The organism is Methylobacillus draconifructus, from assembly GCF_045984355.1.
Taxonomy (GTDB): domain Bacteria; phylum Pseudomonadota; class Gammaproteobacteria; order Burkholderiales; family Methylophilaceae; genus Methylobacillus; species Methylobacillus flagellatus_A.
In genome coordinates, this window is record NZ_JBJQII010000002.1 from 109159 (window position 1) to 134905 (window position 25747).

At 58.6% G+C, this 25747-nt stretch carries 25 protein-coding genes; 13 read left to right on the forward strand and 12 right to left on the reverse strand.

Going from position 1 to position 25747, the window contains the following annotated elements; translation table 11 throughout:
* The first annotated feature begins 24 nt into the window (after positions 1-24).
* Positions 25-1644 carry a Na/Pi cotransporter family protein gene (locus ACJSDX_RS04345; protein WP_407993658.1) on the forward strand — a complete coding sequence of 540 codons (1620 nt, stop codon included), beginning with the start codon at positions 25-27 and terminating at the stop codon, positions 1642-1644.
* On the opposite strand, the gene ACJSDX_RS04350 is transcribed toward ACJSDX_RS04345, so the two are convergent.
* Positions 1641-2774, reverse strand: coding sequence for a methyltransferase (locus ACJSDX_RS04350; RefSeq protein WP_407993659.1), 1134 nt, complete (start codon positions 2772-2774; stop codon positions 1641-1643). The two genes, ACJSDX_RS04345 and ACJSDX_RS04350, sit on opposite strands and share 4 nt — an antisense overlap.
* Before the next feature lie 113 nt (positions 2775-2887).
* On the opposite strand from ACJSDX_RS04350, the gene ACJSDX_RS04355 reads away from it, so the two are divergent.
* The 3 genes from ACJSDX_RS04355 to ACJSDX_RS04365 all read left to right on the forward strand — a co-directional run bounded on the left by ACJSDX_RS04355 (position 2888) and on the right by ACJSDX_RS04365 (position 5632).
* Positions 2888-4204 (forward strand): PQQ-dependent sugar dehydrogenase, encoded by a 1317-nt coding sequence (locus ACJSDX_RS04355; RefSeq protein WP_407993660.1) that lies wholly within the window; start codon positions 2888-2890, stop codon positions 4202-4204.
* Positions 4205-4331: 127 nt separating this feature from the next.
* Entirely contained in the window at positions 4332-4877 is a 546-nt protein-coding gene (locus tag ACJSDX_RS04360) for a DUF3828 domain-containing protein (RefSeq protein ID WP_407993661.1), read from the forward strand.
* A 131-nt stretch (positions 4878-5008) separates the two neighbouring features.
* Positions 5009-5632: an HD-GYP domain-containing protein gene (locus ACJSDX_RS04365; protein WP_407993662.1), complete on the forward strand. Its 624-nt coding sequence runs from the start codon at positions 5009-5011 to the stop codon at positions 5630-5632.
* A 111-nt stretch (positions 5633-5743) separates the two neighbouring features.
* Here the strand turns inward: ACJSDX_RS04365 and glnE are convergent, their stop codons facing one another.
* Positions 5744-8488 carry a bifunctional [glutamate--ammonia ligase]-adenylyl-L-tyrosine phosphorylase/[glutamate--ammonia-ligase] adenylyltransferase gene (gene glnE / locus ACJSDX_RS04370; protein WP_407993663.1) on the reverse strand — a complete coding sequence of 915 codons (2745 nt, stop codon included), beginning with the start codon at positions 8486-8488 and terminating at the stop codon, positions 5744-5746.
* Between the two features lie 99 nt (positions 8489-8587).
* Between glnE and acs the strand changes: the two genes are divergently transcribed.
* Positions 8588-10552 carry an acetate--CoA ligase gene (gene acs, locus ACJSDX_RS04375; RefSeq protein WP_407993664.1) on the forward strand — a complete coding sequence of 655 codons (1965 nt, stop codon included), beginning with the start codon at positions 8588-8590 and terminating at the stop codon, positions 10550-10552.
* Between the two features lie 73 nt (positions 10553-10625).
* Here the strand turns inward: acs and ACJSDX_RS04380 are convergent, their stop codons facing one another.
* The gene (locus ACJSDX_RS04380) at positions 10626-10982 is read right to left on the reverse strand and encodes a protein tyrosine phosphatase family protein (RefSeq protein ID WP_407993665.1); all 357 of its coding nucleotides are present in this window, start codon (positions 10980-10982) and stop codon (positions 10626-10628) included.
* A 75-nt stretch (positions 10983-11057) separates the two neighbouring features.
* Positions 11058-13244 carry a bifunctional mannitol-1-phosphate dehydrogenase/phosphatase gene (gene mtlD, locus ACJSDX_RS04385; RefSeq protein ID WP_407993666.1) on the reverse strand — a complete coding sequence of 729 codons (2187 nt, stop codon included), beginning with the start codon at positions 13242-13244 and terminating at the stop codon, positions 11058-11060.
* A gap of 396 nt (positions 13245-13640) precedes the next feature.
* Here mtlD and ACJSDX_RS04390 point away from each other — a divergent pair, with 396 nt between their 5' ends.
* Positions 13641-14336: an MBL fold metallo-hydrolase gene (locus ACJSDX_RS04390; protein WP_510355931.1), complete on the forward strand. Its 696-nt coding sequence runs from the start codon at positions 13641-13643 to the stop codon at positions 14334-14336.
* Positions 14337-14403: 67 nt separating this feature from the next.
* Positions 14404-15129, forward strand: a complete 726-nt coding sequence (locus ACJSDX_RS04395) for a Crp/Fnr family transcriptional regulator (protein ID WP_309565558.1) — start codon at positions 14404-14406, stop codon at positions 15127-15129.
* A 4-nt stretch (positions 15130-15133) separates the two neighbouring features.
* Here ACJSDX_RS04395 and ACJSDX_RS04400 read toward each other — a convergent pair whose 3' ends face one another.
* Genes ACJSDX_RS04400 through ACJSDX_RS04415 form a run of 4 tightly spaced genes read right to left on the reverse strand, consistent with a single transcriptional unit; the run spans position 15134 to position 16799 of the window.
* Complete coding sequence (locus ACJSDX_RS04400) at positions 15134-15781, reverse strand: hypothetical protein (protein ID WP_407993668.1); 648 nt, start codon at positions 15779-15781, stop codon at positions 15134-15136.
* A gap of 19 nt (positions 15782-15800) precedes the next feature.
* Positions 15801-16166, reverse strand: a complete 366-nt coding sequence (locus ACJSDX_RS04405) for a response regulator (protein ID WP_407993669.1) — start codon at positions 16164-16166, stop codon at positions 15801-15803.
* A 15-nt stretch (positions 16167-16181) separates the two neighbouring features.
* A complete protein-coding gene (locus ACJSDX_RS04410) occupies positions 16182-16364 on the reverse strand; it encodes an ATP-binding protein (RefSeq protein ID WP_407993670.1) in 183 nt (60 codons plus the stop codon).
* Positions 16365-16388: 24 nt separating this feature from the next.
* The gene (locus tag ACJSDX_RS04415; protein ID WP_407993671.1) at positions 16389-16799 is read right to left on the reverse strand and encodes a histidine kinase dimerization/phospho-acceptor domain-containing protein; all 411 of its coding nucleotides are present in this window, start codon (positions 16797-16799) and stop codon (positions 16389-16391) included.
* A 3-nt stretch (positions 16800-16802) separates the two neighbouring features.
* On the opposite strand from ACJSDX_RS04415, the gene ACJSDX_RS04420 reads away from it, so the two are divergent.
* From ACJSDX_RS04420 to ACJSDX_RS04435, 4 genes are all read left to right on the forward strand, one after another.
* On the forward strand, positions 16803-16949 hold the full coding sequence (locus tag ACJSDX_RS04420; RefSeq protein ID WP_407993672.1) for a hypothetical protein: 147 nt from the start codon (positions 16803-16805) through the stop codon (positions 16947-16949).
* A gap of 396 nt (positions 16950-17345) precedes the next feature.
* Positions 17346-18920, forward strand: coding sequence for a peptide chain release factor 3 (locus ACJSDX_RS04425; protein ID WP_407993673.1), 1575 nt, complete (start codon positions 17346-17348; stop codon positions 18918-18920).
* 5 nt (positions 18921-18925) lie between these two features.
* Positions 18926-19318, forward strand: a complete 393-nt coding sequence (locus tag ACJSDX_RS04430) for a YchJ family protein (protein WP_407993674.1) — start codon at positions 18926-18928, stop codon at positions 19316-19318.
* 3 nt (positions 19319-19321) lie between these two features.
* Complete coding sequence (locus ACJSDX_RS04435; RefSeq protein WP_407993675.1) at positions 19322-20530, forward strand: glycosyltransferase family 4 protein; 1209 nt, start codon at positions 19322-19324, stop codon at positions 20528-20530.
* A 122-nt stretch (positions 20531-20652) separates the two neighbouring features.
* Here the strand turns inward: ACJSDX_RS04435 and ACJSDX_RS04440 are convergent, their stop codons facing one another.
* Both ACJSDX_RS04440 and ACJSDX_RS04445 read right to left on the reverse strand, forming a co-directional pair.
* A complete protein-coding gene (locus tag ACJSDX_RS04440; protein WP_407993676.1) occupies positions 20653-22050 on the reverse strand; it encodes a sensor histidine kinase in 1398 nt (465 codons plus the stop codon).
* A 2-nt stretch (positions 22051-22052) separates the two neighbouring features.
* The gene (locus tag ACJSDX_RS04445; protein ID WP_407993677.1) at positions 22053-22739 is read right to left on the reverse strand and encodes a response regulator transcription factor; all 687 of its coding nucleotides are present in this window, start codon (positions 22737-22739) and stop codon (positions 22053-22055) included.
* A 186-nt stretch (positions 22740-22925) separates the two neighbouring features.
* Here ACJSDX_RS04445 and ACJSDX_RS04450 point away from each other — a divergent pair, with 186 nt between their 5' ends.
* Together ACJSDX_RS04450 and ACJSDX_RS04455 are read left to right on the forward strand one after the other, a co-directional pair.
* Positions 22926-23456 (forward strand): Spy/CpxP family protein refolding chaperone, encoded by a 531-nt coding sequence (locus tag ACJSDX_RS04450; RefSeq protein WP_407993678.1) that lies wholly within the window; start codon positions 22926-22928, stop codon positions 23454-23456.
* Between the two features lie 223 nt (positions 23457-23679).
* On the forward strand, positions 23680-24279 hold the full coding sequence (locus ACJSDX_RS04455) for an EF-hand domain-containing protein (RefSeq protein ID WP_407993679.1): 600 nt from the start codon (positions 23680-23682) through the stop codon (positions 24277-24279).
* A gap of 53 nt (positions 24280-24332) precedes the next feature.
* On the opposite strand, the gene ACJSDX_RS04460 is transcribed toward ACJSDX_RS04455, so the two are convergent.
* The gene (locus ACJSDX_RS04460) at positions 24333-24794 is read right to left on the reverse strand and encodes a hypothetical protein (protein ID WP_407993680.1); all 462 of its coding nucleotides are present in this window, start codon (positions 24792-24794) and stop codon (positions 24333-24335) included.
* Positions 24795-25152: 358 nt separating this feature from the next.
* Positions 25153-25719: a hypothetical protein gene (locus ACJSDX_RS04465; RefSeq protein WP_407993681.1), complete on the reverse strand. Its 567-nt coding sequence runs from the start codon at positions 25717-25719 to the stop codon at positions 25153-25155.
* Positions 25720-25747: the final 28 nt, after the last annotated feature.

A 25747-nucleotide genomic window follows, 5' to 3' on the forward strand; every position in this document is an offset into this window, starting at 1 on the left:
GCATACAGAGGCATCAACAATTTAATGTGGTCTGATCTCTTCATGGGCCTGGGGGCGATCGGCCTCATGCTGCTGGGCATAGACTGGATGACGCGCGGCCTGAAAACTGCGGCAGGCCCCAGCTTCATGCAACTATTGCAACGCTGGACCGGCACGCCGCTACAAGGCATTTTCATCGGCGGCGCGAGTACGCTCGCGGTACAGTCCTCCACCGCGATTACGGTGGCGACCATCGGCTTCGCCAATGCCAACATCCTCTCGCTGTCCGCCGCGGCCTTTGTCATTTACGGCAGCAACCTGGGCAGTTCGCTGAGCGCATGGCTGGTGGCAGTCGTCGGCGGCAGCATCAAGCTGGACGACTTGGCGCTACCCATCCTCGGCATTGCCGTCATGCTCAAGCTGTTCAGCAAGCAAACCCGCCGGCAAGGCATCGGGGAGGCGTTTACCGGCTTCGCGCTGTTGTTTCTCGGGCTGGGCTACCTCAAGGCCAGCTTCGACTCTGCCTTTGTCAATGTCGACTTCGCCTACCTCACCAGCCTGGGCGTCTGGGGCATCCTGCTTTCCATGCTGGCGGGCATTTTGCTCACGGTGGTCATGCAGGCGTCATTGGCGGTCATCGCCCTCGTCGTCACCGCGGTATCGACCGGCGCCGTACCGCTGGAGATCGGGGCTGCCGTGGTCATCGGCTCCAATGTCGGCACGACATCGACTGCACTATTGGCGACCTTGGCAGCCACTGCAACCGCCAAGCGCGTTGCCAGCCTGCACGTGCTGTTCAACGTGCTCACCGCGATCGTGGCCCTGCTGCTGCTCAAACCGCTGCTCTGGGGCATCCAGGAAATTGCCCAGCTGATATTCAACGACACCCAGCCGCAATTCATCCTCGCCTTGTTCCATACCATGTTCAATGCCTTGGGCGTGGTGCTCATGTACCCGTTGACGCCCCCGCTGCTACGCTGGCTGGAAACCAAGTTCAAGACGCCTACCCATCTGGGATCGTTCAGCCTGGATCAATCCAGTTTGGCAATCCCCAGCCTTGCGATCAAAGCCGTGAGCCTGGAAGGCATGCGCGCCGGACAATTGATCGCGCGCCTGGCGCTGATGATGGGGCAACGGCACGAACTGGACAGCCAGCTGCTGGAAGATAACAAGCAGATCCTGCAAAACCTGCATCACTACATTGCGCAGCTTGCCCAGCAAAGCATGTCGGCAGAAGAGGCCGAGTTGCTCAACCAGCTCGTACAGAACCAGCTGCGCCTTTCCATGGCGCTGCAATTGCTGCCCAGCCTGGCGCGGCACCTGGATCAAGACCGGACTGCTTTCGAACTGGAAATCCCTTACTGGCAGGCATTGAGCAGCAGTCCGTTGCCGCCTGACCAGGCGGCGTTGCGCCGTGCCTACCGGCAATTCGTACGCGAGCGCCAGCAAAAAAAACAGCTCATTTTCCAGGATGTGCTGCACGAACGCCAGGGCCAGGAATCGGGGGGCGACGACCTGCTCAAGCTAGCGGAAACGCGGCGTTTCAACCAGCAATTGACCAAAGCCCTGCTCGCGTTCGATAAGCTACAGGGCAGCTTCGACAAGCAGGCTCCAGCAGTTGATGGACCGATAGAAAATGCAGACCAGCCGCAAGCAGCCGCCTAAACCGCAGCGAGCCGCCACAATGACGTGACCTCGGCCGACCTTGCCCGGTGCAGCGGATCGGCCTGGTCGCTGGCACGGCCATGCCGCGGCCGTATATCCAGTTTCTCGATCACCTTGAGTCCGGCCTCTTCAACCATTGCCAATAGCTGCTCCCGGGTGCGCAACCCCAGGTGCTCGGCAATATCGGACAGGATCAGCCAGGCTTCCCCGCCAGGCGCCAGGTGGGCCGAGGCGCCATTAAGGAATCCTTTGAGCATCGCACTGGCAGGATCATAAATCGCATACTCGATGGCAGCATTGGCCTTTGCCGGTATCCAGGGCGGATTGCAGACGATCAGCAGGGCCTTGCCTGGCGGGAACAGGTTGCACTCCATCACTTCCACCTGCGCCTCCAGGCCCAGCCTTTGCATATTCTCACGCGCACAAGCCAGGGCCCGCGCGTCCTGGTCGGTGGCAATGACTTTCCGCACGCCCCGCTTCGCCAGCACCGCCGCCAGCACGCCGCTGCCGGTGCCGATATCGAAAGCCAGGGCGTTATCCGGCAACGGTGCCTGGGCCACCAGGTCGACATATTCGCCGCGCACCGGCGAAAACACGCCGTAATGCGGGTGAATCCGCGCGCCCAGCGCTGCCACCTCCACGCCCTTCTTGCGCCATTCGTATGCGCCGATCACGCCGTGCAGTTCGCGCAGCGATACCACGGAAGGTTGCCCGGCATCGCCATAAGCCTGCAAGCAAGCCTCTCTCACGTCGGGTGCACGCCGCAAGGCGATGGTGTAGTCCAAGCCCAGCTCCACCAGCAGCATGCCCAGCACGCGCGCACGCTGCGCCTGCGCTTGCCGGTGCAGGTTGAATGCTTCCACGGGCTGGACTGAAGTCTTGGCAGGCTTGCGGTCCACCCGCCTCGCCATTGCCTGCAGCAGTTGGCGGGCATTCTGGAAATCCCCTCGCCACAGCAGTGCCGTACCCTCGCAAGCCAAGCGGTAGGCATGGTCCGCCTTGATGCTGTCATCCGCCACTTGCACCCGCGCCGGCGGCTTGCTATGGTTTTCAGATCGCCACAGCGCCTGGCGGGATTGTTCGCCCTCCTGCCAGAGGACAAGCGTATCAGCGAGGGAGGATGTGCTCAAATCAGAACTTTCTTGATGCGGGATGCGTCATTAAACTGCAGAATCAAAATAAACCTAGCGCTCATTATAGAGCATGACCGCCCCCGACCCGGATGCCATAAAGGACAATCATCATGCATCAAATATTGCTTCCTGCCTTGATTACACTATCCCTCGCTGCCTGCGGCGATGTTGCCAAGCTGCCTGTCTCCGCCGGCACCGGCACCAAGCCCGAACTGCCGGAACCCAGCAACAGCCTAATCCCCACAGTGCATGTCGCCACAGCGGTAGGCTGGGCCGAGGGGGCCGCGCCTACGCCTACGGAAGGCACAGCGGTCAATGCATTCGCCAAGGGCCTAGACCACCCCCGCTGGCTCTACCAATTGCCCAACGGCGATATTCTGGTCGCGGAAACCAACAGTCCTCCCAAGGAAGAAGGCAGCTTCAGCCTGCGCGGCTGGTTTGCTGGGAAGTTCATGGCGCGCGCTGGCGCCGGCGCCCCGAGCGCCAACCGCATCACATTGCTGCGTGATACGGACGGCGACGGGGTGGCCGACCAACGCTCGGCCTTCCTCAAGGGCCTGCACTCGCCCTTCGGCATGGCGTTGATCGGCAATACCTTTTATGTTGCCAATGCAGATGCCGTGGTGACCTTCCCCTACCAGGAGGGGGCTACCGAAATCAGCGCGCCGCCCACCAAGCTGGTCGACCTGCCAGGCCTGCCGCGCAACCACCATTGGACCAAGAACCTGATCGCCAGCCAGGATGGCAGCAAGCTGTATGTCACTGTCGGCTCCAATAGCAATGTCGGGGAAAACGGCATGGAAATTGAACAAGGCCGCGCCGCCATCTGGGAAGTGGATGCCAAGACGGGCGAGCACCGCATTTTCGCCTCGGGCCTGCGCAACCCCAACGGCCTGGCCTGGGAACCGGATAGCGGCGCGCTGTGGACTGCTGTCAACGAGCGGGACGAAATCGGCAGCGACCTGGTGCCGGACTACATCACCTCGGTGCAGGAGGGGGGCTTCTATGGCTGGCCATACAGCTATTATGGCGACCATGTCGACGTGCGCGTACAGCCGCAAAAGCCGGAACTGGTCGCCCAGGCCATTGCCCCCGACTATGCGCTAGGCCCGCATACGGCCTCACTGGGCTTGGCCTCGGCCAAAGGCAACAAGCTGCCTGAACAGTTTGCCAACGGCATGTTCGTCGGACAGCACGGTTCGTGGAACCGCAAGCCGAGCAGCGGCTACAAGGTGTTGTTCGTGCCCTTTGCCGACGGCAAACCCTCCGACTATCCTGTCGACGTGCTCACCGGCTTCCTGAACGAGAAAGGCGAGGCGCAAGGCCGCCCGGTAGGGGTGCTGGTGGACCAGAAAGGCGCATTGCTGGTAGCTGACGACGTGGGCAATACCGTCTGGCGCGTGACGTCATCGTCGTCAGCAAATTAATGAGGCGCGGTACGGATTTTTTCCTGATCTAGCAGCAAGCCCCGATTAGGGCTTGCCTGCGCTTTTCACAGCATGCTCTAATGCGCCAATTTATCCCATAGCCGCAGCATTCACCGGAGTCGCGCACATGATCAGGCATTTTCTCTCCATTGCACTGGGCCTCAGCTTGCTGAGCACTTTACCGGTCAATGCGGCAAAATCGGAAAAGGACGAGGCACGGGAAGCGGCAATACGTTTTTTCGACGACTATGCCGCCTTGCAGAAAAACGACAAGGTAGTGGGCTTGCCGAATATGCAGCAGCTCGATGCGATTTCGCAGCATTTCATCCCGAAATTGCACCGCATTTTCTATATCTCGCTGCGCGAGCAACACCGCTGCCGGACCAGGGACAAGGTCACGCCATGGTCCAACGGCGACTTGTTCACTTCCAACGATGCCGGCTTTACCAGCTTTACTATCGAGCCGAGCATCCCGAACCAGTTCGGGCGCCAGTCGACCGTCCATTTCAGCCTGGAAAAAGACGGCAAGGTGCAGCGCTGGGATGACGAGGTCATCCTACGCAAGGAAAACGGCCAATGGATGATTTACGATATCGAATACCACGCCCCGTTTGCCGCGCAGAAAGCCGGCAAGAGCCTGCAATCCATCATCGACAAGAATCCCGCCTGCTGAATTCAGCTATTTCAATCAATAGAGGCCTATGTTAATGTACGCGCCTGGTACTTAGGTTACGTAATATTTAGCTTCAAACGGATTTAGATTGATAGTAGCACTACCTGCAACGAGCTCTCAGGGCACCGGTTTTGGCACATAGTGCATCAACCGCTGTCGCTCCCTCCTCTTTCGAGTCTTATCTTGCGGAATCCACACAGGCGCTGTTTATCGCCCTGGATGAGCGGGATGCCTATACTCACCAGCATTGCGACCGGGTCTCGCTGCTTGCGCACGAGATTGGCGTGGCATGCGGATTGAGCCAGAAAGAACTTGACCTGATTGCCGTGGGCGCGAGGTTTCACGACATCGGCAAGATCGGCATTCCGGACAGCGTCCTGCTCAAGCCCGGGCCGTTGACCGCCGAAGAATGGCGCATCATGAAGATGCACCCCGTGAAGGGCGAGCGCCTGTTCCGCAATACCCTGCACCCCCAGGCGCATCAAGTCGCCAACATCATCCGCCATCACCACGAATGCTTCGACGGCAGCGGCTACCCGGACGGCTTGTCCGGTGACGATATTCCGCTCGCTTCCCGCATCATGCTCATCGCCGATGCCTATGACGCGATGGCGACGACGCGGCCCTACCATCGGGCGCGCTCGCACCGCGAGATCATCGGCATCCTGGCTTCGGAAGAAGGCGTCAAGACCGACCCCGACGTGCTTTCCCGCTTCATGCGGGTAATCGCGCATAGCCAGGCGCGCGTGGACTAAGAGCAGTTAACAACACTTTCCTGCCGTCGTTGCCGTATCGCTTGTACTGTCTGTGACAGAGCGCCTAGCCGAGTTTTGTCAGTCGCTCTAAACAACTAGGCACCTAGCCCGCTAGCCGCCCTCCTCGCCAAACACCTGTTGCCACAAGCGCCGCACGGCTGACGCTTCCTGCTCCACCTTTGCCAGCGGCACGCGCGCCTTCTGGTCTCCCTGCAGCCGGATGGCATGCTGGCGGCGCCGGTAATCGCGGTATGCCTGCGCCACTTCGTGCGCCAGCGCCGCATCCACCAGGCCCAGACCGCCCAGGATGTCGAGCAATGCGATATTGCCCAAGTTGCGCGTCAGTTCCGGATATTGCTGCGCATGCGCCAACACCAGGTATTGCACGATAAACTCGACATCCACAATCCCGCCGCGGTCATGCTTCAAGTCGAACAATTCGCCATGGTTGGGATGGGCCTGGTGCATCTTCTGCCGCATCGCCACTACTTCGGCCGCGAGTGCCTGCTTGTCGCGAGGCTGGCGCAACACGCTTTCGCGGATGCGCTCGAAGGTGGCGCCGATCTCCTGGCTGCCTGCGCAAAACCTGGCCCGCGTCAGCGCCTGGTGCTCCCAGACCCAGGCCTTTTCCTGCTGGTAGGTTTCGAACGCCTGCACCGAGCTCACCAGCAGCCCGCTTGCCCCGTCAGGGCGCAACTGCATGTCGGTTTCATAGAGGGTACCGGCCGGGGTCATACTGCTGAGCCAGGTGTTGACGCGCTGCCCAAGCTTGGCATACACCTCACCGGCCTCGGGCGCTTCATCGTCGTAAAGGAAGATGATATCCAGGTCGGAAGCGTAGCCCAGCTCCTTGCCGCCCAGCTTGCCATAGCCGATGACGGCAAACAGGGGATCTTCGCGGTGACGGTGGCGCAGGCTGGGCCAGATGGCCTTGATGGCCACGTCCAATATGATGTCAGCCAGCGCGCTCAGGTAGTCCGATAACGTCTCCAGCACAAGCTCTCCCGCCACGTCCTTGGCAGCGAAGCGGAACACGGCGGCATGCTTGAAATGCCGCATTTCATCCATTTGCCGCTCCACGTCGCCGGAGAGCAGCCTCACCCGCTGCTCCAGGTCCGCATGCATGGCGGCAAAATCGGGCGCGGCATAGAGGTTGCGCGTATCGAGCAATTCGTCCAGCAGTATAGGGTGCTGGGTCAGGTACTGCGCAAGCCAGGGGCTGGCGCTGACAATGCGCGTCACCAGCGTCAGCGCCGAGGGATATTCAGCCAGCAGCGCAAGGTAGCTCGCCCGGCGACAGATGCTGTCCAGCAGGTCGGCGACCCGGATCAGCGCCTGGTCCGGATTGGGTTCCTGCGCCGCCTCCTTGATCGCCAGCGGAATCAGGGTATCGAAACGCTGCCGGCTGAGTTCAGGCAATTGCTTGTAGCGCGGGCTGTCGTGCAGACTGAGCAGCTTGCGCAGGGTCTCGGCCGGCTCCTGGTAATTGAGCTGCGCCATGGCCTCGATCGCCTCCTCGCCCTCGACCATCCGCCGCCACAGGGCCGCTTCGCGCTGTAGCGGCACTTCTTGCTCGGATCGCTCCTCCGCCGGGTCGCTGAACACTTCCTCGAAATGCCGCTGCACCACGCTGCGGTGCTGCTCGAGCACCTTGAGGAAAGCGCTCCACTCCTCGTAACCCATGCCCAGCGCGATGCGTTGACGGCTTTCCTCGTTTACCGGCAAATCCTGGGTTTGCGTGTCCTCGAGGTATTGCAGCCTGTGTTCCAGGTTGCGCAGGAAAATATAGGCCTGTTTCAATTCCTCTACCGCACTCGCAGGCAGCAGGCCTTTTTCCTCCAGTAGGCGCAACACCGACAAGGTAGGCTTGATCTGCAGGCTGGCATCGCGGCCGCCGCGGATCAACTGGAATACCTGGGCGATGAATTCCACCTCGCGGATGCCGCCGCGCCCCAGCTTGATGTTGTCGTGCATGTCGCGCCGGTTGACGTCGCGCTGTATCTGCACCTTGAGATCGCGCATGGAGGAAAACGCGCCGAAATCGAGATACTTACGGAATACGAACGGGCGCAACAATTCGCTCAAGCCTTGGTCCGGCCCCGCGACCACCCGGCCCTTGATCCAGGCATAACGCTCCCATTCACGTCCTTGGTTCTGGTAGTACTCTTCCAGCATGGCAAAGCTGCAAGCCAGCGGCCCTTCCGAGCCATAAGGCCGCAACCGCATGTCGACGCGGAAGACAAAGCCATCCTCGGTGATCTCGTCAATCGCTGCGATCAGGCGCTTGGCCAGCCGCGTGAAGAATTCGACATTGCCGATAGACTTGGCGCCGTTGGTTTCGCCATCCTCGGCAAACGCGAAGATGAGGTCGATGTCCGAAGAGACGTTGAGTTCGTGCCCGCCCAGCTTTCCCATGCCCACCACAGTGAAATGTTGGCGCTCGCCGCTTTCCTCGCCGACAGGTTCGCCATATTGCGCTTCCAGCCAGGGCGTGATGTGAAACAAGGCGAATTGCAGGCTGATCTCCGCCAATGCGCTCACCACCCTCATCACTTCGTCCAGTCCCCCGAGGCCGTTGAGGTCGCGCACGATCAGGCGCAGCATGACGCGCTGACGCAGCTTGCGCAATGCGCGCTTGAGACTGGCATCGTCCACCACGTCCTGGCTATCCAGCCATACCTGCATTTCCGCGGCTGTCCATGCCTGGTGCAAAGTTGCATCCAGCTCCGGCATCAGCCCGGCATCGCTATTGACCAGCCGGGCGATGAACGGGCTGCATTTGGCGGCATGCAGCAAATATTGTTCATCCTGCGATAAGTCTGTATCTGTCTGCAAAATCTGTGATAGTGTGCGCATCTTGAAATTGTAAATGAAATGTTATAATTCGTTTCCTAACGTTACGGGTGCCTTGGCACCGATAGCATCGCCTCATTATAGAGTTTTGAAGGAGCATTTATGTCGTCCATTGAATCCGTGCTGACGGAAACGCGCGTTTTCGCGCCGCATGAAGCATTCCGCCAAGCCGCCACCGTGTCGGGTTTATCAGGCTACCAGGCCTTGTGCGATGCGGCTGAGCAGGATTACACCGGCTTCTGGGCCGATCTTGCCCGGCAGGAAATCACCTGGCAGACCCCGTTCAACGACGTGCTGGACGAGTCAGATGCTCCGTTCTATCGCTGGTTTGCCGACGGCAAGCTCAATGCCTCCTACAACTGTATAGACCGCCACCTGGAAAAACGCGCCAACAAGATCGCCTTGATCTTCGAAGCGGACAATGGCGACGTCGCGAACATTAGCTACAAAGAGCTGCACCAGCGCGTATGCCGCTTCGCCAATGCCTTGAAAAAGCAAGGGATCGGCAAAGGCGACCGCGTCATCATCTATCTGCCGATGAGCATAGAAGCCATCGTCGCCATGCAGGCCTGCGCCCGTATCGGCGCCATCCACTCCGTAGTATTCGGCGGCTTCTCCGCCAAGAGCCTGCACGAACGCATCGTCGATGTCGGCGCCAAGCTGGTCATCACTGCCGATGGCGGCGTACGTGGCGGCAAGCCGGTAGCGCTCAAGCCGGCGGTTGACGAAGCATTGGCCCTGGGCGGCTGCGAAGCCGTCGAGAAAGTCATCGTCTACAAGCGCACAGGCGTGGATATTGCCTGGAACCCGCAACGCGACTTATGGTGGCATGAAGTCGAAGCATCCGAGAGCGACTATTGCGAACCTACCTGGGTGGATGCCGAGCACCCGCTGTTCATTCTTTACACTTCCGGCTCCACTGGCACGCCCAAGGGCGTCCAGCACTCCACCGGGGGCTACCTGCTCGGCGCCATCATGAGCATGAAATGGGTGTTCGACCACAAAGCCACGGATATCTTCTGGTGCACTGCAGACGTGGGCTGGATCACCGGCCACAGCTATGTCGCCTACGGCCCCTTGGCGCTCGGCAGTACCCAAGTGGTGTTCGAGGGGGTACCCACCTATCCTGATGCGGGCCGCTTCTGGCAGATGATAGAGCGCCACAAGGTCAGCATTTTCTACACCGCGCCCACTGCCATCCGCTCGCTGATCAAGCTAGGCGGCGAGTTGCCGAACAAGTACGACCTCTCCAGCCTGCGTCTGCTTGGCACCGTGGGCGAGCCGATCAATCCCGAGGCCTGGATGTGGTACCACAAGGTGGTCGGCAAGGAGCGCTGCCCGATCGCCGATACCTGGTGGCAGACCGAGACCGGCTCGCACATGATCGCCCCGCTGCCCGGCGCCATTGATCTCAAGCCCGGCTCCTGCACCCGCCCCCTGCCCGGCATCATCATGGATATCGTCGAAGAGGACGGCAAGCATATCGAAGGCACCGGCGGCGGCCTGCTGGTGGTGAAAAAGCCCTGGCCCTCCATGATCCGCAACATCTGGGGCAACCCAGAACGCTTCAGGAAAGCCTATTTCCCTGAGGAGCTTAAGGGACTGTACCTGGCCGGCGATTCCGCTCACCGCGACGAGGACGGCTATTTCTGGATCATGGGCCGCATCGACGACGTGCTCAACGTCTCCGGCCACCGCCTGGGCACCATGGAAATCGAGTCCGCGCTGGTCGCCAATCCGCTGGTCGCCGAAGCCGCGATTGTAGGCAAGCCTCACGACATCAAGGGCGAGTCGATCATAGCCTACGTGGTGCTCAAGGGCGAGCGCCCTGAAGGCGATGCCGCCAAGGCCATCGCGGCACAGTTGCGCGATTGGGTCGGCAAGGAAATCGGCCCGATCGCCAAGCCGGATGAAATCCGTTTCGGCGAGAACCTGCCCAAGACCCGCTCGGGCAAGATCATGCGCCGCCTGCTGCGCTCCCTCGCCAAGGGAGAGGAAATCACCTCGGATATTTCCACGCTGGACAACCCTGCCATCCTGGAACAACTCAAACAGGCAGCAGGTTAGAAACTTTGTCACATTAAAAATAGAAACGGCATCCAGGGATGCCGTTTTTTTAGTGTTCCAGCTTACTTATTGTTCACTCTTGCTGCTCATGCTTGGCCAACGCCTGCTGATAGATATTGACCGCGCGCGTCCCAAGCTTGCAAAACCCCAGGATCGGCGTCGGCAGGCTGGGTAGCAGTCCGGCCAGCTCGTCCACCTGGGCATAAGTCAACTGGCCGGGCACCACAGGAATATGCACGTACTGGAGGCCATTGGCTTCGGCAGCCTGGCGGATTTCCTCGCTGCTGGGCTGTTCGGCGCCACCCTCGCCATCCGGGCGATTGTTGATGATGGTCTTGAAGCCGGCGGCAGAGGCCTCTGCCACTTGGTCGACTGTCAATTGCGGACAACTGCTGAACTGGTCGCTGATGGTCTTGGTGGTAAGCGTCATCTTCCTGTGTTTCCTCCTGTAAGGTAATGCCAAATATACCACAGGAGGCGGGGCCTCCTTGATATCGGCTGGAGATCAGGACGCCAGCTCCTCCGCGTAGTTATAGCTCAGCGGCCATTGCCAGTGGGCCGAGGCAGGATTGGTCAACTGCCGCAGATGCTCGGCGATACGCTCGATCAATGCCGCATCCTGTTGCGGATCCAGGCCTTGGTAGGGCTTGCCGTGGTAGTCGCCGCTGAAGGCCAGCACATCGGCAACGGAAGCGTTCGTCTCGAACAAGGCCTTGATGCGCTGGCATTCCTTGTCCTCGGGCGTAATGAGGCGCAACGAATACAAAATGCCCAGCGCAGCGCCGAACTCCAGCATAGGGGTTGGAATGCCATGGCGCGCAGCCAGCTCGATGCTGCCCATGATGCGCTCCTTGCGTTGCAGCTTGCGCAGAGGGTCGCGCCCGATGCGGCGGCACGGGTCCTTGAACGAAGCCTTGCAGCGCGCGATGAAGCTGTTGACGAACGAAGTGTTGATGTATTCCGCCAGTGCCGGGTTTTCCTGCAGCATGGCGGGCTTGATCTCGTTGTTCACCAGGCGTTTCACCAGCATGACGACGCGCTCGTCGCCCATGCCTTGCCCGATGGTCTGGTAGCCCAGCAGGCTGGCATACCAGGCAATGATGGCGTGCGTGCCGTTCAGGAGCCGGTTCTTGATCGCCTGGATCTCGGCGATATTTTCCACGGTCTGCACCTGGCGCAGGCGTTCCAGTATCTTGCCGCCCTTCTTGGCGTAGAGCACCATGTCGGGACCGCTTTCAAACAGGGTGACCCCCAGTTGGTCCAATGCCCGGTTGAGGTGCGAGGCATGCCGCAACTGGCTCACGATCTTGCCCAGCCCCGGCTCGGCCAGAAGGACGGACTCCTGGTGCATAGGTGCTGCACTACCGCCAGGCACCAATGCCTTTTGCTGGGTGTGCTTTTCAAAACTAGCGAAATTAATCCTGGCCTGCTTCAAGAGAATTTCTTTCGGTATTTTTGACACCATGCGGTTGACGACCGTTTCTGTAAAGTACGCCATTTCCATGATCTGCTCTGCCTGCGGCCCCTCCAGCATGCGCAGCATGGCTTCCCTCACTTGCCGCCGGACAAATGCCGCCCCGCTCAGCTTGTTGAGTACGACCAGGATGGTCAATGAGCCCGCCCCGTTCTGGTAGCGTACGATCAGCCCCTTGGCTATCATCGCCGCCTGCTGCTTGATGGCCGATTCCGGCAGGCACAGGCCGACGATTTCCGAAACCGCATACATCTCGCACACTGCCGCCTCGTCCGCCATGTCGATCAAGCGGATGCGGTCTATGGTCTGGCGGAAAGCCAGGTTGCTGTAGTGCACGTCGTACTTGCCGAATGCATTGACCAGGCTGCGCAGGGTCGTATTGTTGCTAGCGCCGATGATTTCATAAGGCCGGGTATAGCCGTCCCAATGCGAGAATATCTGCGCCAGGTAACCGCCGCCCATGGCGCCGAAGCCATGGATGCCGGCACGCATGTTGTTGATGGTTTGCGGGAACGCATCCGTCAATTTTGGCTTGGGCAGGTTGGGCGTAAACCTGACCAGGTCGGCAAGGAAATCCGGCATGCGGTCGTAAGCCTGGTAGGCCAGCTGCTTGATCTCGGGCCGAGGCTCCTTGATATCCTTGATCAATATCGGCAGGCCGCCGGCTCCCGAGGCGGAACGCAGGCCGTTTTCCGAATCCTCGAACATCAGGCAATGCTCGGGCAGGCAATTCAGCTCCTTGGCCGCGGTGCGGAATATCTCAGGATGCGGTTTGCCCTGCTTTACCTCGTCGCCGCAGACCGTGATGTCGAAATACTTCATGACGTTGGCGTTGATCAGGTACTCCTCGGCAATCGCACGGCGGCTTGAAGTGGCCACCGCCATCAACAGGCCGTTGCGCTTGAGGCGCTCGAGGATTTCATACAGCCCCGGCTTGACCGGCACGCCATGCTTGCGCACGTGCGCCAGCTCCAGCTCGTCCGCGCGCTTGCGGATCGCGGCATATGGATACCCCTCGCCATAGCGGCTCTTGGCGAGCTCTTCCGCCTTCTTGGCGCTCAGGCCCAGGGATCCAATGAGGATTTCGTCGCTGATGGTTTCGCCGAATAGCTCGGCGGAAGCTTGCTTGATGGTGGTGAATCGGAGACGTTCGGTATCGAACATGGTGCCGTCCATATCGAATATGGCGGCATGGATAAGTCTTTCCTTGAAAATCATTAAAAATCCTTAACGCTGATTGATGATGGGGGTTCACCTCGGGTGTGAAATGAATGATGACTTTTTTACCATAACATATTTTTCGTTACTGTTCGGCTATTTGGTCTTTCGATTCAATCTGATGCGACGCGGGATATCCAGAATTCGGAAGGAACCTAACTATCTGGAAAGCGGCTTATTTGTAGGACTGAGACAACATTTCATTCCTTTTACGATATGTTTCCGCAGCCTGCCATAACGCTGGAAAAATTTTTGGTGCGGCTACGTAAAAAGCTGATGAGACGGATGCCAGCCAGGAACATAGTCCGGCAAACCGTTGTCTCCTACAGTATCAGTTTGAGTTGAAATATTTGCCTCGAGGATCAACCGATAACAATCAAGAAAGGAACCTCAATGATATTCAGGCAACTGTTTGACCAGGAATCCTCCACTTATACCTACCTGCTCGGCGATGAATCCAGCAAGGAAGCATTGCTGATCGATCCTGTGGATTCAGGGTTCCAGCACTACCTTACATTGCTGGAACAATATGGCCTGGTGCTGAAATACTCCCTGGAAACCCACGTGCATGCCGACCATATTACGGCCAGCGGCCTGCTGCGGCAGGAAACCAATACGCTCACGGGCATTGGCAGCCGTTGCAATGCCTTGCCTGCAGACCTGCAACTGCAGCATGGGGACCAGCTCAGCCTGGGGCACCACATCATCCACGTGCTCGCGACCCCGGGTCACACGGCGGGCAGCGTCAGTTACCTGGTGGATGGCCGTGTATTCACTGGGGATTCCTTGCTGATCAACGGCTGCGGACGGACCGATTTCCAGGGTGGCGATGCCGGCACGCTCTACGACAGCATCACTCAAAAGCTCTTCACCTTGCAGGACGAAACGCTGGTCTATCCGGGACATGATTACCAGGGCTATCGCGTCAGCGCCATCGGCCAGGAAAAGGCCATCAATCCGAGGCTTGCAGGAAAATCCCGTGAAGAATTCATTGCCATCATGCACGCGCTCGACCTGCCAAAGCCCGAGATGATCGACATTGCGGTGCCAGCCAACCGCAGGCTGGGGATAGAGTCCCTGCCACACGGGTGAGCAGGCATTGATAAAGCGGGCGCACAAAGGCCTTCCTGGCTACAACCACTCTCACGAGGAAATATTTATGGATACAATGAGCGAGTACCTGCGGCAACAAAAAGCCTTTAAAACCCACCGGCCTGAGGAAATCGCTTTTATCGAACAACTCAAGCAGCGCCAACTCACTTTGCCGGCCGCCAAGTTGATCGTGGAAGAAGGCACCAGCTCGACACAGCTTTACACTTTGCTTGACGGCTGGGCCTACCGCTACCGCGCCTTGAAGAACGGCAACCGCCAGATCCTCAATTTCCTGTTGCCCGGAGATTTGATCGGATTGCAGCAGAACCTGCTGGACAACAGCGACAGCAGCGTGCAATCCCTGACGCCCGTTACCTTATGCGAACTGGACAAGAACAGGCTCTGGTCGCTTTACGAGCATCACCCTTCGCTGGCATACGATATCACCTGGCTATGCGCGCAAGAAGAGAGAATCGTCGACGACAACCTGGTCAACGTAGGCGCGCGCAATGGTCAGGAGAAAATTGCCATGCTGCTGTTGCATCTCTACAAACGCTATAAATCCATCTACCCCACGCCTGGAAAAACGATTCCCTTTCCATTGACGCAACAGGAAATCGCCGACTCGCTGGGGCTATCGCTCGCCCATACCAACAAGACCTTGCGCAAACTGGAAAAGCTCGGGCTGCACAGCATCAACAACAATTCGCTGACTATCTACGATGAAAAAATGTTGGCCAGCCTCGCGGATTATTTCTATGCGCCGCTCAAGCCCCGGCCCTTGCTTTGCTAGGCTGTTATGCCCAACTGAAACTGGCCCACTCCTGGCCGAATTTCAGGCGAAACCCGCCGGCATTTGCGACAGTTTCCAACGCAAACTTGTCAATGATGCGCGCATGGGCTTTGACCTTGCCTTTTGCCTGATTGACGTCGTAAAAAGGCCGGGTGATCTGGACGCACATGGACCTGGGCTCCTTTTGCTCGAGGCGCAAGGTCGCAGGCTCGTTCAGCTGGTCTTCGAAATAGCACAGCAAGGCAAGCCATGCATAGAGAAACGGTTGCTGCCGCACCTCTTCAAGATCCTGGATATCGCTGGGCACATAGTCCATCTTGATATCGCGCAAAGCCAACGGCGCCGTCATCAGCGCAATGCCTTGACGCAATATCTCGGCAGGAATCGCGAGGCCGCTGGCTTCCGGCTCCCATGCCTGCAAGGCGCGTATGCCGGCTACCGCCTCGGCCAGTTGCTGATCGATACGCTCGACCGGCTCGCCCAGCGCTGCCTTGCTGCTCTCGCCTTTCGACAACAGGCGCCTGACGATGGAAGCGCTCATGCGGGCAATGGAGATCGGCCCGACAAGGCCATGCCGCAATGTCGGGAAAATCCGCATGAATATCTCATGCTTGATGCCGGCCACCAGCCACTCCTGCTGTTGTATTGTCATTGGAGAATCCATGGCTTAGTCAAAAGGATTGCAATATGCGTTCCAAGTTATTCATATCCAGCGGCTTCTCCAGGTAGAAGTCAAACAAGTCGCTAGCCTCCTTTCCCAGCTCGGCCTCGGCATAGCCGCTGACGGCGACAAACTTCGGCATCCGGCCGGCAGCCAAGGTCCTCAGCTGCTTGACCAACGCGACACCTGAAATGTCAGGCAGGTTCAAGTCCATGAACACCACATCGTAATCGCGCTGGGAAAGCGCCTGCGGCGCCTCCGCACCCGCCATGACATAATTTGCCTCGCAACCCAGCATTTCCAGCAGCTCCTTGAAGGTTTCCGCCGCTGCCTGGTAATCCTCGATAATCAATGCCTGTCGCACTTGCCTGTCCAATCCTGCTCCTTTTCGCTACTGGTGTAGCGGTAACTCCACATTGAATACAATTTCCCCATCCTGGTAACGGTAGCTGATTTCACCACGATGCCCCTTCACAATCTCATTGGCGATATAGAGCCCAAGCCCGAGGCCATTGCGGTTGCGCATATTGGATTGCTCCTGCCGCTTGAAGGGGTTGAACAACCCTTCCACCATTCCGCCTCGATCAGTACGCCTGCATTATGCACGCTGATATCGCACGTATTTTCGGAACGCCACATTCTCACCCTTACTCGGCCACCCGATTCGCCATGATGCCGCGCATTGCTGATCAGGTTGGCGATCATCTGCGACGCGGTCAGGGCCGATCTGCGCCCTGACCTGCGCCTCAATTTCCGTTTCTATCCTAACGTCCGGATAGGCTGTGAGGTTTTCCTCCACCAAATCATGCAGCAATGCGGAAATATCCGTCTCGATAAACCCGAGGTTAAGACCCAGGCCCGTTTGCAGCCTTGCCATGTCCAACACCTGGCTCACCAGGCGCTGCATGCGGCTGCTTGAATTCTTGATCCGGGCGCTCATGCGCGAGGACCCGGACTGCATTTCCATCAATTGTGCCGCCATGCTGATGGAATTCAAAGGATCGCGCAAATCATGCCCCAGGATCGCCATGAGTTGCAGGCGCACCCGCTCGTTTTCCGCATTGCGCGCATTGCACACCTTGAGCAGTTCATGCTGCAGGTCGCGGGCGTCCGCCAGGTCGGCAATGCTCCAGGGTTCGGCCTGGCCAACCAGCGGTAGTTGAGTTCCAAGTGGGCGATATAATCCTGCGGGCTGGGGGCAAGGCCAGCTAACGGCAACGCACTGTCGATGTTTCGATGCAGTGCGGCGATGGCTTGCCTCAATCTTGATAAAACCTCTAGAGCTTGGTTGTTATTGTTACTCACGCTGCCCCCTGGTTTTTATAAACTGCAATTGCATTATAGAAAAACCATATACTTAACAATATGACTTTTCACATAATGATGCCGATAATGCATATGTTTCCTTTGCAGCGACCTTGTGTTTTTATCATTTTGCGTCGCCGTTTACAACGAGCGGACCAAAGCCCGCATCATAATGCGGAAATATAAATAACAACGGAACTGCCGCGCAAAAAGGTAAAATAAGCCCTTTGCCCAAATCCCCAATTTAGATATGTCCAGTTTCAGCTCAGAAGTCCAGCGCCGCCGCACCTTTGCGATCATCTCCCACCCGGATGCGGGTAAAACCACGCTCACCGAAAAACTGCTCTGGTTCGGCGGCGCCATCCAGGTGGCAGGCGAAGTGCGTGGGCGCAAGGCCGCACGCCATGCCACTTCCGACTGGATGGAACTGGAAAAGCAGCGCGGGATTTCCGTCACCTCGTCGGTGATGCAGTTCCCCTATCGCGAGCACATGATCAACCTGCTCGATACCCCGGGCCACGACGACTTCTCCGAGGATACCTACCGCACCCTCACCGCCGTGGATTCGGCCGTCATGGTGATCGATTCGGTCAACGGCGTGGAGGCGCAAACCATCAAGCTGCTCAACGTCTGCCGCATGCGCGACACGCCCATCCTCACCTTCATCAACAAGCTGGACCGCGAATCGCGCGCGCCGATCGAACTGCTCGACGAGATCGAGTCCACGCTGGGCATGCAATGCGCCCCGATGACCTGGCCGATCGGCATGGGCAAGAGCTTCCGCGGCGTCTACCATTTGTACAACGACACCATCAGCTTCTTCGACCCGCATGCCGAGAAAGGCACCGCCGAAATCATTCAGGGACTGGACAACCCGCGCCTGGACGAACTGATCGGCTCGCAAGCCGACGACCTGCGCGTGGATGTGGAGCTGGTGCGCGGCGCATCCAACGCCTTCGACAAACAGGCCTATCTCGACGGCAAGCAGACGCCGGTGTTCTTCGGCTCCGCCATCAACAACTTCGGCGTGCAGTCCCTGCTCGACGCAGTCGTCGACCTCTCGCCGTCCCCATTGCCGCGCAATACCGCCAGCCGCAGCGTCGACCCCAAGGAGGAGAAGTTCTCCGGCTTCGTGTTCAAGATTCAGGCCAACATGGACCCCAAGCACCGCGACCGCATCGCTTTCCTGCGTATCTGCTCGGGCCGCTTCGAGCGCGGCATGAAGATCAAGCAGGTCGCGAGCGGCAAGACCTTGTCGGTAAACAACGCCATCACCTTCATGGCGCAGGACCGCACCACCATGGACGAAGCCTATTCCGGCGACATCATCGGCATCCCCAACCACGGCACGGTCAAGCTCGGCGACACCTTCACCGAAGGCGAGAACCTCAAGTTCATCGGCATTCCGTCTTTCGCGCCTGAATATTTCCGCCGCGCGCGCATCAAGAACCCGATGAAGATGAAGCAACTGCAGATCGGCCTCAAGCAGCTTGCCGAGGAAGGCGCTTCGCAATTGTTCCGCCCGTTGCTTTCCAACGACCTCATCCTGGGCGCCATCGGCCTGTTGCAGTTCGATGTGGTGGCGCACCGCCTGGAACATGAATACGGCGTGGACGTCGTATTCGAGAGCTACGATTGCGCCACCGCGCGCTGGCTGCGCGGACCGGATGCCGAGCTCAAGGCGATTGCCGACAAGTACGGCTTCAACGTCGCGCTGGACGGCAACGAGGAGTACGTCTACCTCGCGCCCAACCGCGTCAACCTGCAAATGGCGCAGGAGCGCTATCCCGACATCGAATTCCTCGAAACCCGCGAGATTTTCTGAGCCCGATGAAACACACCGCTCCCTGCCCTTGTGAAAGCGGCGCCGCCTACGAGCGGTGCTGCAGGCGCTGGCACCAGGGAGAGCCCGCGCCTGATGCCGAAGCGCTCATGCGCTCGCGTTACGCGGCCTATGCATTAGGGCTGAAGGATTACCTGTTGCATACCTGGCATCCCTCTACTCGTCCGGCCTCATTGCAGGAAGAAGCGGACGCCCAGCCGCTGAAATGGCTCGGCCTCAAGGTCTTGCGGCATGAGGCAAGCGGCGGCGACCAAGCTAACGTCGAGTTCGTTGCCCGCTACAAGGTGAACGGCAAGGCGGAAAGACTGCATGAAAACAGCCGCTTTGTCCGCGAGCATGGGCAATGGTTCTATGTGGATGGCGATTTCATCGGGGACTGACCATTGAACATCCTCTTCATCCACCAAAACTTCCCCGGGCAATTCCGCCATATTGCCCAGTCCCTGGTCGATGAAGGCGGACATCAAGTCCTGAGCCTGTGCGAAGCCCATGCCCCCGGCATGCAGGGCGTGCAGCGCATGGAATACAAACCGGCCCGCGCCGCCACCCAGGGCGTGCATGCCTACCTGGCGCCCGTGGAAGAGCATGTGATCCGCGGCCAAAGCGTCGCTCGCGCACTATTGCATTTGAAAGAAAAGGGCTACCGGCCCGACATCATCGTCGCCCATATGGGCTGGGGCGAGGCGATCTACCCCAAGGACATCTATCCCGGCGTGCCGCTGGTCACGTTCTTCGAGTTCTTTTACCAAACGAAAGGCGCCGATGCCGGTTTCGACCCCGAATACCCGCTCGCGCTGGACGACTTCCTGCGCATCCGCACCAAGAACATCACCAACCTGCTCTCGCTGCATGCCGCCGACATCGGCATCAGCCCCACGGCATGGCAGCGCAGCCTGTATCCGCCGGAATATCAGGACAAGATCCGCCTGATCCATGAAGGCATCAACACCGATGCCGCCCGCCCCGACCCTACCGCCTGGCTGCAGCTCGGCTCCGGCCTGAAGCTCACGCGCCAGGACGAAGTGATCACCTATGTGTCGCGCAATCTCGAACCCTATCGCGGCTTCCACACATTCATGCGCGCCTTGCCGGAAATCCTCAGGCGCAGGCCCAAGTGCCATGTATTGATCGTGGGAGGCAACGACGTCAGCTACGGCCGCAAGCTGCCGCCGGGCGAAACCTACCGGGCAAAGCTGTTGCAGGAAGTGCCGGGCCTGGATCTCGGCCGCGTGCACTTCCTCGGCAAGCTGCCCTACCAGCAATACCTGCGCGTGCTGCAAGTGTCCGCGGCGCACGTCTACCTGACCGTGCCTTTCGTGCTGTCGTGGTCGATGCTGGAAGCCATGTCCGCCGGCTGCCTGGTGATAGGCTCGCGCACCGCGCCGGTGGAGGAAGTGATTCGCCATGAGGAGAACGGGTTGCTGGTGGATTTTTTCTCCGGCGAGCAACTCGCGGATGCCATAGACCGGGTATTTGCAGCGCCAGACCAACTGCAGGCCATGCGCGACGCCGCACGCGCCACCATCATTGAGCGCTATCCCTTGAGCCAAGGCATCTCGGCCTACCGCCAACTGTTCAACGAACTGTTATAAGGCGCCGGCAAAGCCCTTCTGATGATATCGCTCTGCCTTGCTGCGCTCGTGCTTGCAGCAGAATCGCTTTACTGGGCGTAGTTGGCGAACCCAAGCATAGAATATAGTCCGCCAGGCATTGCTCAAGCCACGGGCAACGAGATTTCCACCACCAAGCCGCCGCCCTGACGGTTCTGCAGCCTGATCTTGCCGCCGTGCAGGTCCAGCACCTGCTTGGTGATGGCCAGCCCCAGGCCATGCCCGCTGACATTGCCAGCGCTATCGGCGCGGTAGAATGGCTGGAAAATATTGTCGAGCTCGGTTTCAGGAATGCCAGACCCGCGATCCGACACCAGCACCGCCAGGCCCCCTTCCCTTCGCTGGGTCTCCAGGCTGACCTCGCTATAGTCGGGACTGTACTTGATGGCGTTGCGCAGCACGTTTTCCAGCGCGCGGTACAACAGATCAGGCTGCGCCTCTATTTCAGCGTCCGCCTCGATCCAGCTCTGGATATCCACATGCTTGGCCGAAGCCTCGAAACGCGCATCCTCGACCACGCCTTCCAGCAACTCGCTGAGCATGATCCTTTCCTTCTTCACCGCCATGATGCCCGACTCGAGCCTGGACAGTTCCAGCACTTCGCCCAGCAATTTGTCCATACGCATGGACTCCATCTCGATGCGGTCCAGGGTATCCCCCAGCCGTTCCGGATTCTGCTTGGCAAGGCCGATACCCATCTGCAGGCGCGCCAACGGGGAGCGCATTTCGTGCGAGACGTAATGCAACAGACGTTTCTGCCCCCGCATGAGGGCATGCAGCTGCTCGGTCATGCGGTCGAAACCACGCCCCAGGTCTGCCAACTCGTCGCGCCGCCTGCCCATGGCCGGGCTGACCTTGTCCTTGAGGTTGCCTCCGGCCACGCGTGCAAACGCGCCGCGCAACTCCTTGATCGGCTTGGAAACATACCAGGCCAGCAATGCGGCAAACACTAAGCTGGCAATCAGGCCTGCCAATACCGGCGTCCAGGGGAACATCGGGCCGTGCGGATCGGGCGGGCCACCCATCCTGCCGGGTGGCCCGGGAGGAGGACGATCTCCGTACATTGCCTGCGGGAGTGGCATAGCGCCGAAGCCGGGCCCCATGCGGCGCCCGTCCAGGGTGAACAGGCGGATAGCCTTGCCTTGGCTATCGTGCCCGACGGCGACCCCGCGCCCGGAACGCAATATCTCCTCGATGCCCGAAGGCAAGGAACGCTGCAACAGTTCCTGCCCGGCCTCATCGACGGCGAAGACCTGGGGCATCTGCCGCTGCGACCATAGCCGCAACAAATCCGACAACCCGGCCTCCCCGCCATAATGCAAGGCGCCCTTCGCCGCCTCCAGCAATGCCATTTCCATCGGCCCGCTGCGCAGCAATTCGCGCGCCTGCCTTTCGCTGGCCTGTTGCTGCGCGGAAATCCAGAAAAACAGGCTCACCCCGATGATGGAGGCCATCTGTGCGAGCACGAAAAAGGAGAAGAATTTCCAGAACAGGCGGCCCATGGCTACTCTTTGATCAGTTGGTAACCCATGCGGTAGACGGTTTGGATGCATTGACGGCCGTCGGCAAGCGTACCCAACTTCTGGCGTATGCTGCTCAGATGCACGTCGATAGTACGGTCAAAACGCGACAACGGCCGTCCCAGGCCCAGTGTCGACAGATCATTCTTGCTGACCACGCGCCCGGCCTGCCTGACCAGGACCTCCAGCAGGTTGAACTCGGTGCTGGTCAGGTTCACAGACTGGCCCGCCCACTCGACCAGGCGCCGCTCCGGCCAGAGCGTCAACGGCCCCACGGCAATATGATGGGCCTGCGGCTGTTGGTCGGTCGGCACGATGCGGCGCAGGATGGCGCGGATGCGCGCCACCAGTTCACGCGGGGTGCAAGGCTTGGGCACGTAATCGTCGGCCCCGAGCTCCAGGCCGACAATCCGGTGCTCATCATCGCCCTTGGCGGTGAGCATCAATACCGGCACGTTGCTGGAAGCGCGAATGCGCCGCAGCACCTCTATGCCGTTGAGCTTGGGCATCATGACATCCAGCACGATCAGCGCCGGCTTGAGCGACTCGGCATAGACAACCCCGGTTTCGCCATCGTGCGCGCACTCCACGTCAAACCCCTCCTGCACGAGGTATTCCCTGATCAGGTTGACCAGCTCCACGTCGTCGTCGATCAATAGTACTTTAGCCATAAGATTCTGAATGCTGAGATGTTGAATAGTATTTTCGCAATCACATCATAACGATTCGCCTGTGCCGGCGACATGCCCGGCCGCCTACTTTTACCTATCTTTACCCCTGGTTAACAGCATCTAACAACTCGCGGCAGCAGAATTTCTCCCATTGGACCACACCTACCGTGAATAGAAAGGACGCACATGAACACCCGCATCATCCCATCCATGATCCTCATGGCAGCATTCGCAATATCAAGCACATGGGCCAGCGCCGAGCCCCCGTTGCGCGAAGACGGCCCGCCAAGGCCGGGCTCCGGCCTTATCCAGGAAGCCCCGGGCTTTGCCCTGCCCCCTCACCTTGCCGGCCTGGAGCTCAGCGAGGCGCAGGAAGATAAAATATTCTATCTCCTGCATGCCGAAGCGCCCGCAATACGCAACAACTTCAAGCAGCAGCGCAAACTGCGCGAGGAAATAGACAAACTGGGCACTGCGCCCAGCTTCGATGAAAAGAAAGCCAGGCAATTGGCCGCAGAGCTCGCGCGCGTGCAAAGTGATGCCATCTTCTCCCGAGTCAGTACGGAATCGCGCATTCGCGCACTGCTCACGCCCGAGCAGCTTGGCAAGCTGGATGAAAGAAAAGAGCTGGGCAAGGGCCGGCCCGAGCTATGTCCATTCCCTGCAAGCAAGCCATGGGAAGGCCGCCCGAAAGAGGATCGCCCCAGGCCCATTTAATCACTCAATGCAGCGATCCTGGCTATTTGCGCTGTCGCATACGGTGCAAGTAGCACGGCCAGGCAGGGCAACAGCGCCAGGAGCATTTTTTAGAGGATGAGGGTTTACACAGCTTTACCCGGCTTTACACCTCGCAGGCAAAAAATAAGCGCATCATGTCCGTTAGAAACTCCAGGAGCCGGGCAACCGCCCAGCCGACAGCGCGATCAATCAGGAGAACAACATGATCAACAGCATTTCCGGCAACGCATCCCAGATTGCCAGCTCGATTTTCAGCAAGCTGGACACCAGCAACAAAGGCTATATCGAACAAGCAGATCTGCAATCCGTGCTCAGCAAACTGAATGGCAACGATGGCAGCAGCGATGCGGACGAATTGTTCAGCTCACTGGATAGCGACAGCGATGGCAAGCTGACGGAATCGGAACTCAGCGGCGGCATCAGCAACCTGCTGAGCGAACTGAACAGCCAGTTCAACAATGCGCGTGTGCAAGGCGGCATGCCACCTCCACCGCCCCCGCAAAACGAAGAGGACGATGAAGGCTATACCCAGGAAGAACTGGAAAGCATTGCTTCCACTACATCTGATACCAACCTCGCCAGCCTGGCGAGCAGTGTCTCCGCCAACTTCGAGGCTGCTGACACCAACCAGGACGGCAAGGTAAGCGCCAAGGAAGCAATGGAATACCAACGCCAGAACGACAGCAACCAGGCAAAACAGCAGGAAGCAAACAGCATCAACCGGCAGATCGGGCAGTTGATTGCGGCGTATGGCAGCAGTGATGATGTTAGCGTTAGCAGCTCGCTTAGCTTGGCTGCTTGAGCTAGCTAACGTTTAAATTCAGTGACCGCCGTGGCGGTCTGCTGTAATGAATTTTAGGTATCTGATTGCCTATCCCACGTGCAGTATTTCCACGGAACAACATCTTCAAGGGCTGTGAATCTTGGCTTTGGCATGCCCGGCTCTGCAAACACTCCAAGCGCCGCAAGCTTTCGTTCGTAAATGAAGCGCCGACTCTCCGGTAAAAATACCCAAGTAGATACATGCCAAGTTGGATCAACCCCACAGTCTCGTTGCAAAGCAAGCTTCAATTCAGGCCAATATGTTTTCCAGGAGTTAAGGCGTTTTATCAGGGCAGATACGCTTGACGAATAAGTGACTTCGCACAGGTATACCTCACGCTTTCGAAGGGAAACTGCCATGAGATCGCAGTACCAAAAGCGGCCTTTCTTTGGACTGGCACCAGGTTCAAGTTGGAGCAATATTTCGGGATTTACAAACACTCCACGATCGGCACGTAAGAATTCGGCTACGACGCCTTGAAAGAAATCAGTCACAACTTCCCCCTAATGCCTAATATTTAAAGCTAACCAGCGTCGAACGCATCCGGATGAGCACCTTAGGATTACCAAACAGAGCCCTGCTGATATAGGCGACTGTTAGTTTTCTGAAAAGAAAGAATTTTTTTGGTCAGCGAGTGGTTTTTTCCGGCACAGTTATAAATCTCTGCCCACCCAGTCCTTGACATAGAAAGGTGTCCATGCGCTTAAGATCTTTGACAATAATGCAATTTTCATTAGTTTTAATATCATCAATCTAGCCATTATATTAGACCGTCCAAAGCTTCGTGGATGAAAATAGCTCCCCAGCTTCAATCCGAAAAAAGCTCAACAATCCATCACAGACGACTTGCTTCTACTCACTAGCAAACGCCTCACATAACATACTGAGCAACGCCCCTAGCATCGGCACCAATTCCTCCTTGTCGAATGGCGCTTCTTCATCCGTCGCGGCAATCACGAAGGCCATCAGCACCTTCTCGATATCCTGACGGTAATTCATCCAGTGCTCGGCTTCGGCATCGCCGATCAGCTGGTATTTATGGTTGCCCGACTCGATGATCTCGGCCAGTTCCTCGTTTTCCAGTTCGGCGAACAATGAGCGTGCAATGGTGATGGCGGCCGTCTTGTAATCCGGCTCTATGCCTTCGTCCCCCAACGGCAGGGTCAGGTAGGTATAGGCCAGCATCGCGTACGCCTGGTACACGGCCAGCATGTCGAAGTTTTCTACGCGCTCGTCGGCAGGCGAGCGGCCGGCTTGCTGGATCGCGCGGAAAGTGATGTAGCAGGCCAGGTAGGTCGAAGCCTCCAGCGCATCATAATCTTCCAGCTTGGTGCTGGGGGGCTCGCCCGCATTGGTGCGCGCCTCGTTGAGGCACAGGGCGTAAGTCAGGCTCAGCCTTTGCGAATAACTTATTTCCATTGCTTTGCTTTCCTTTTTAATTCTTTTG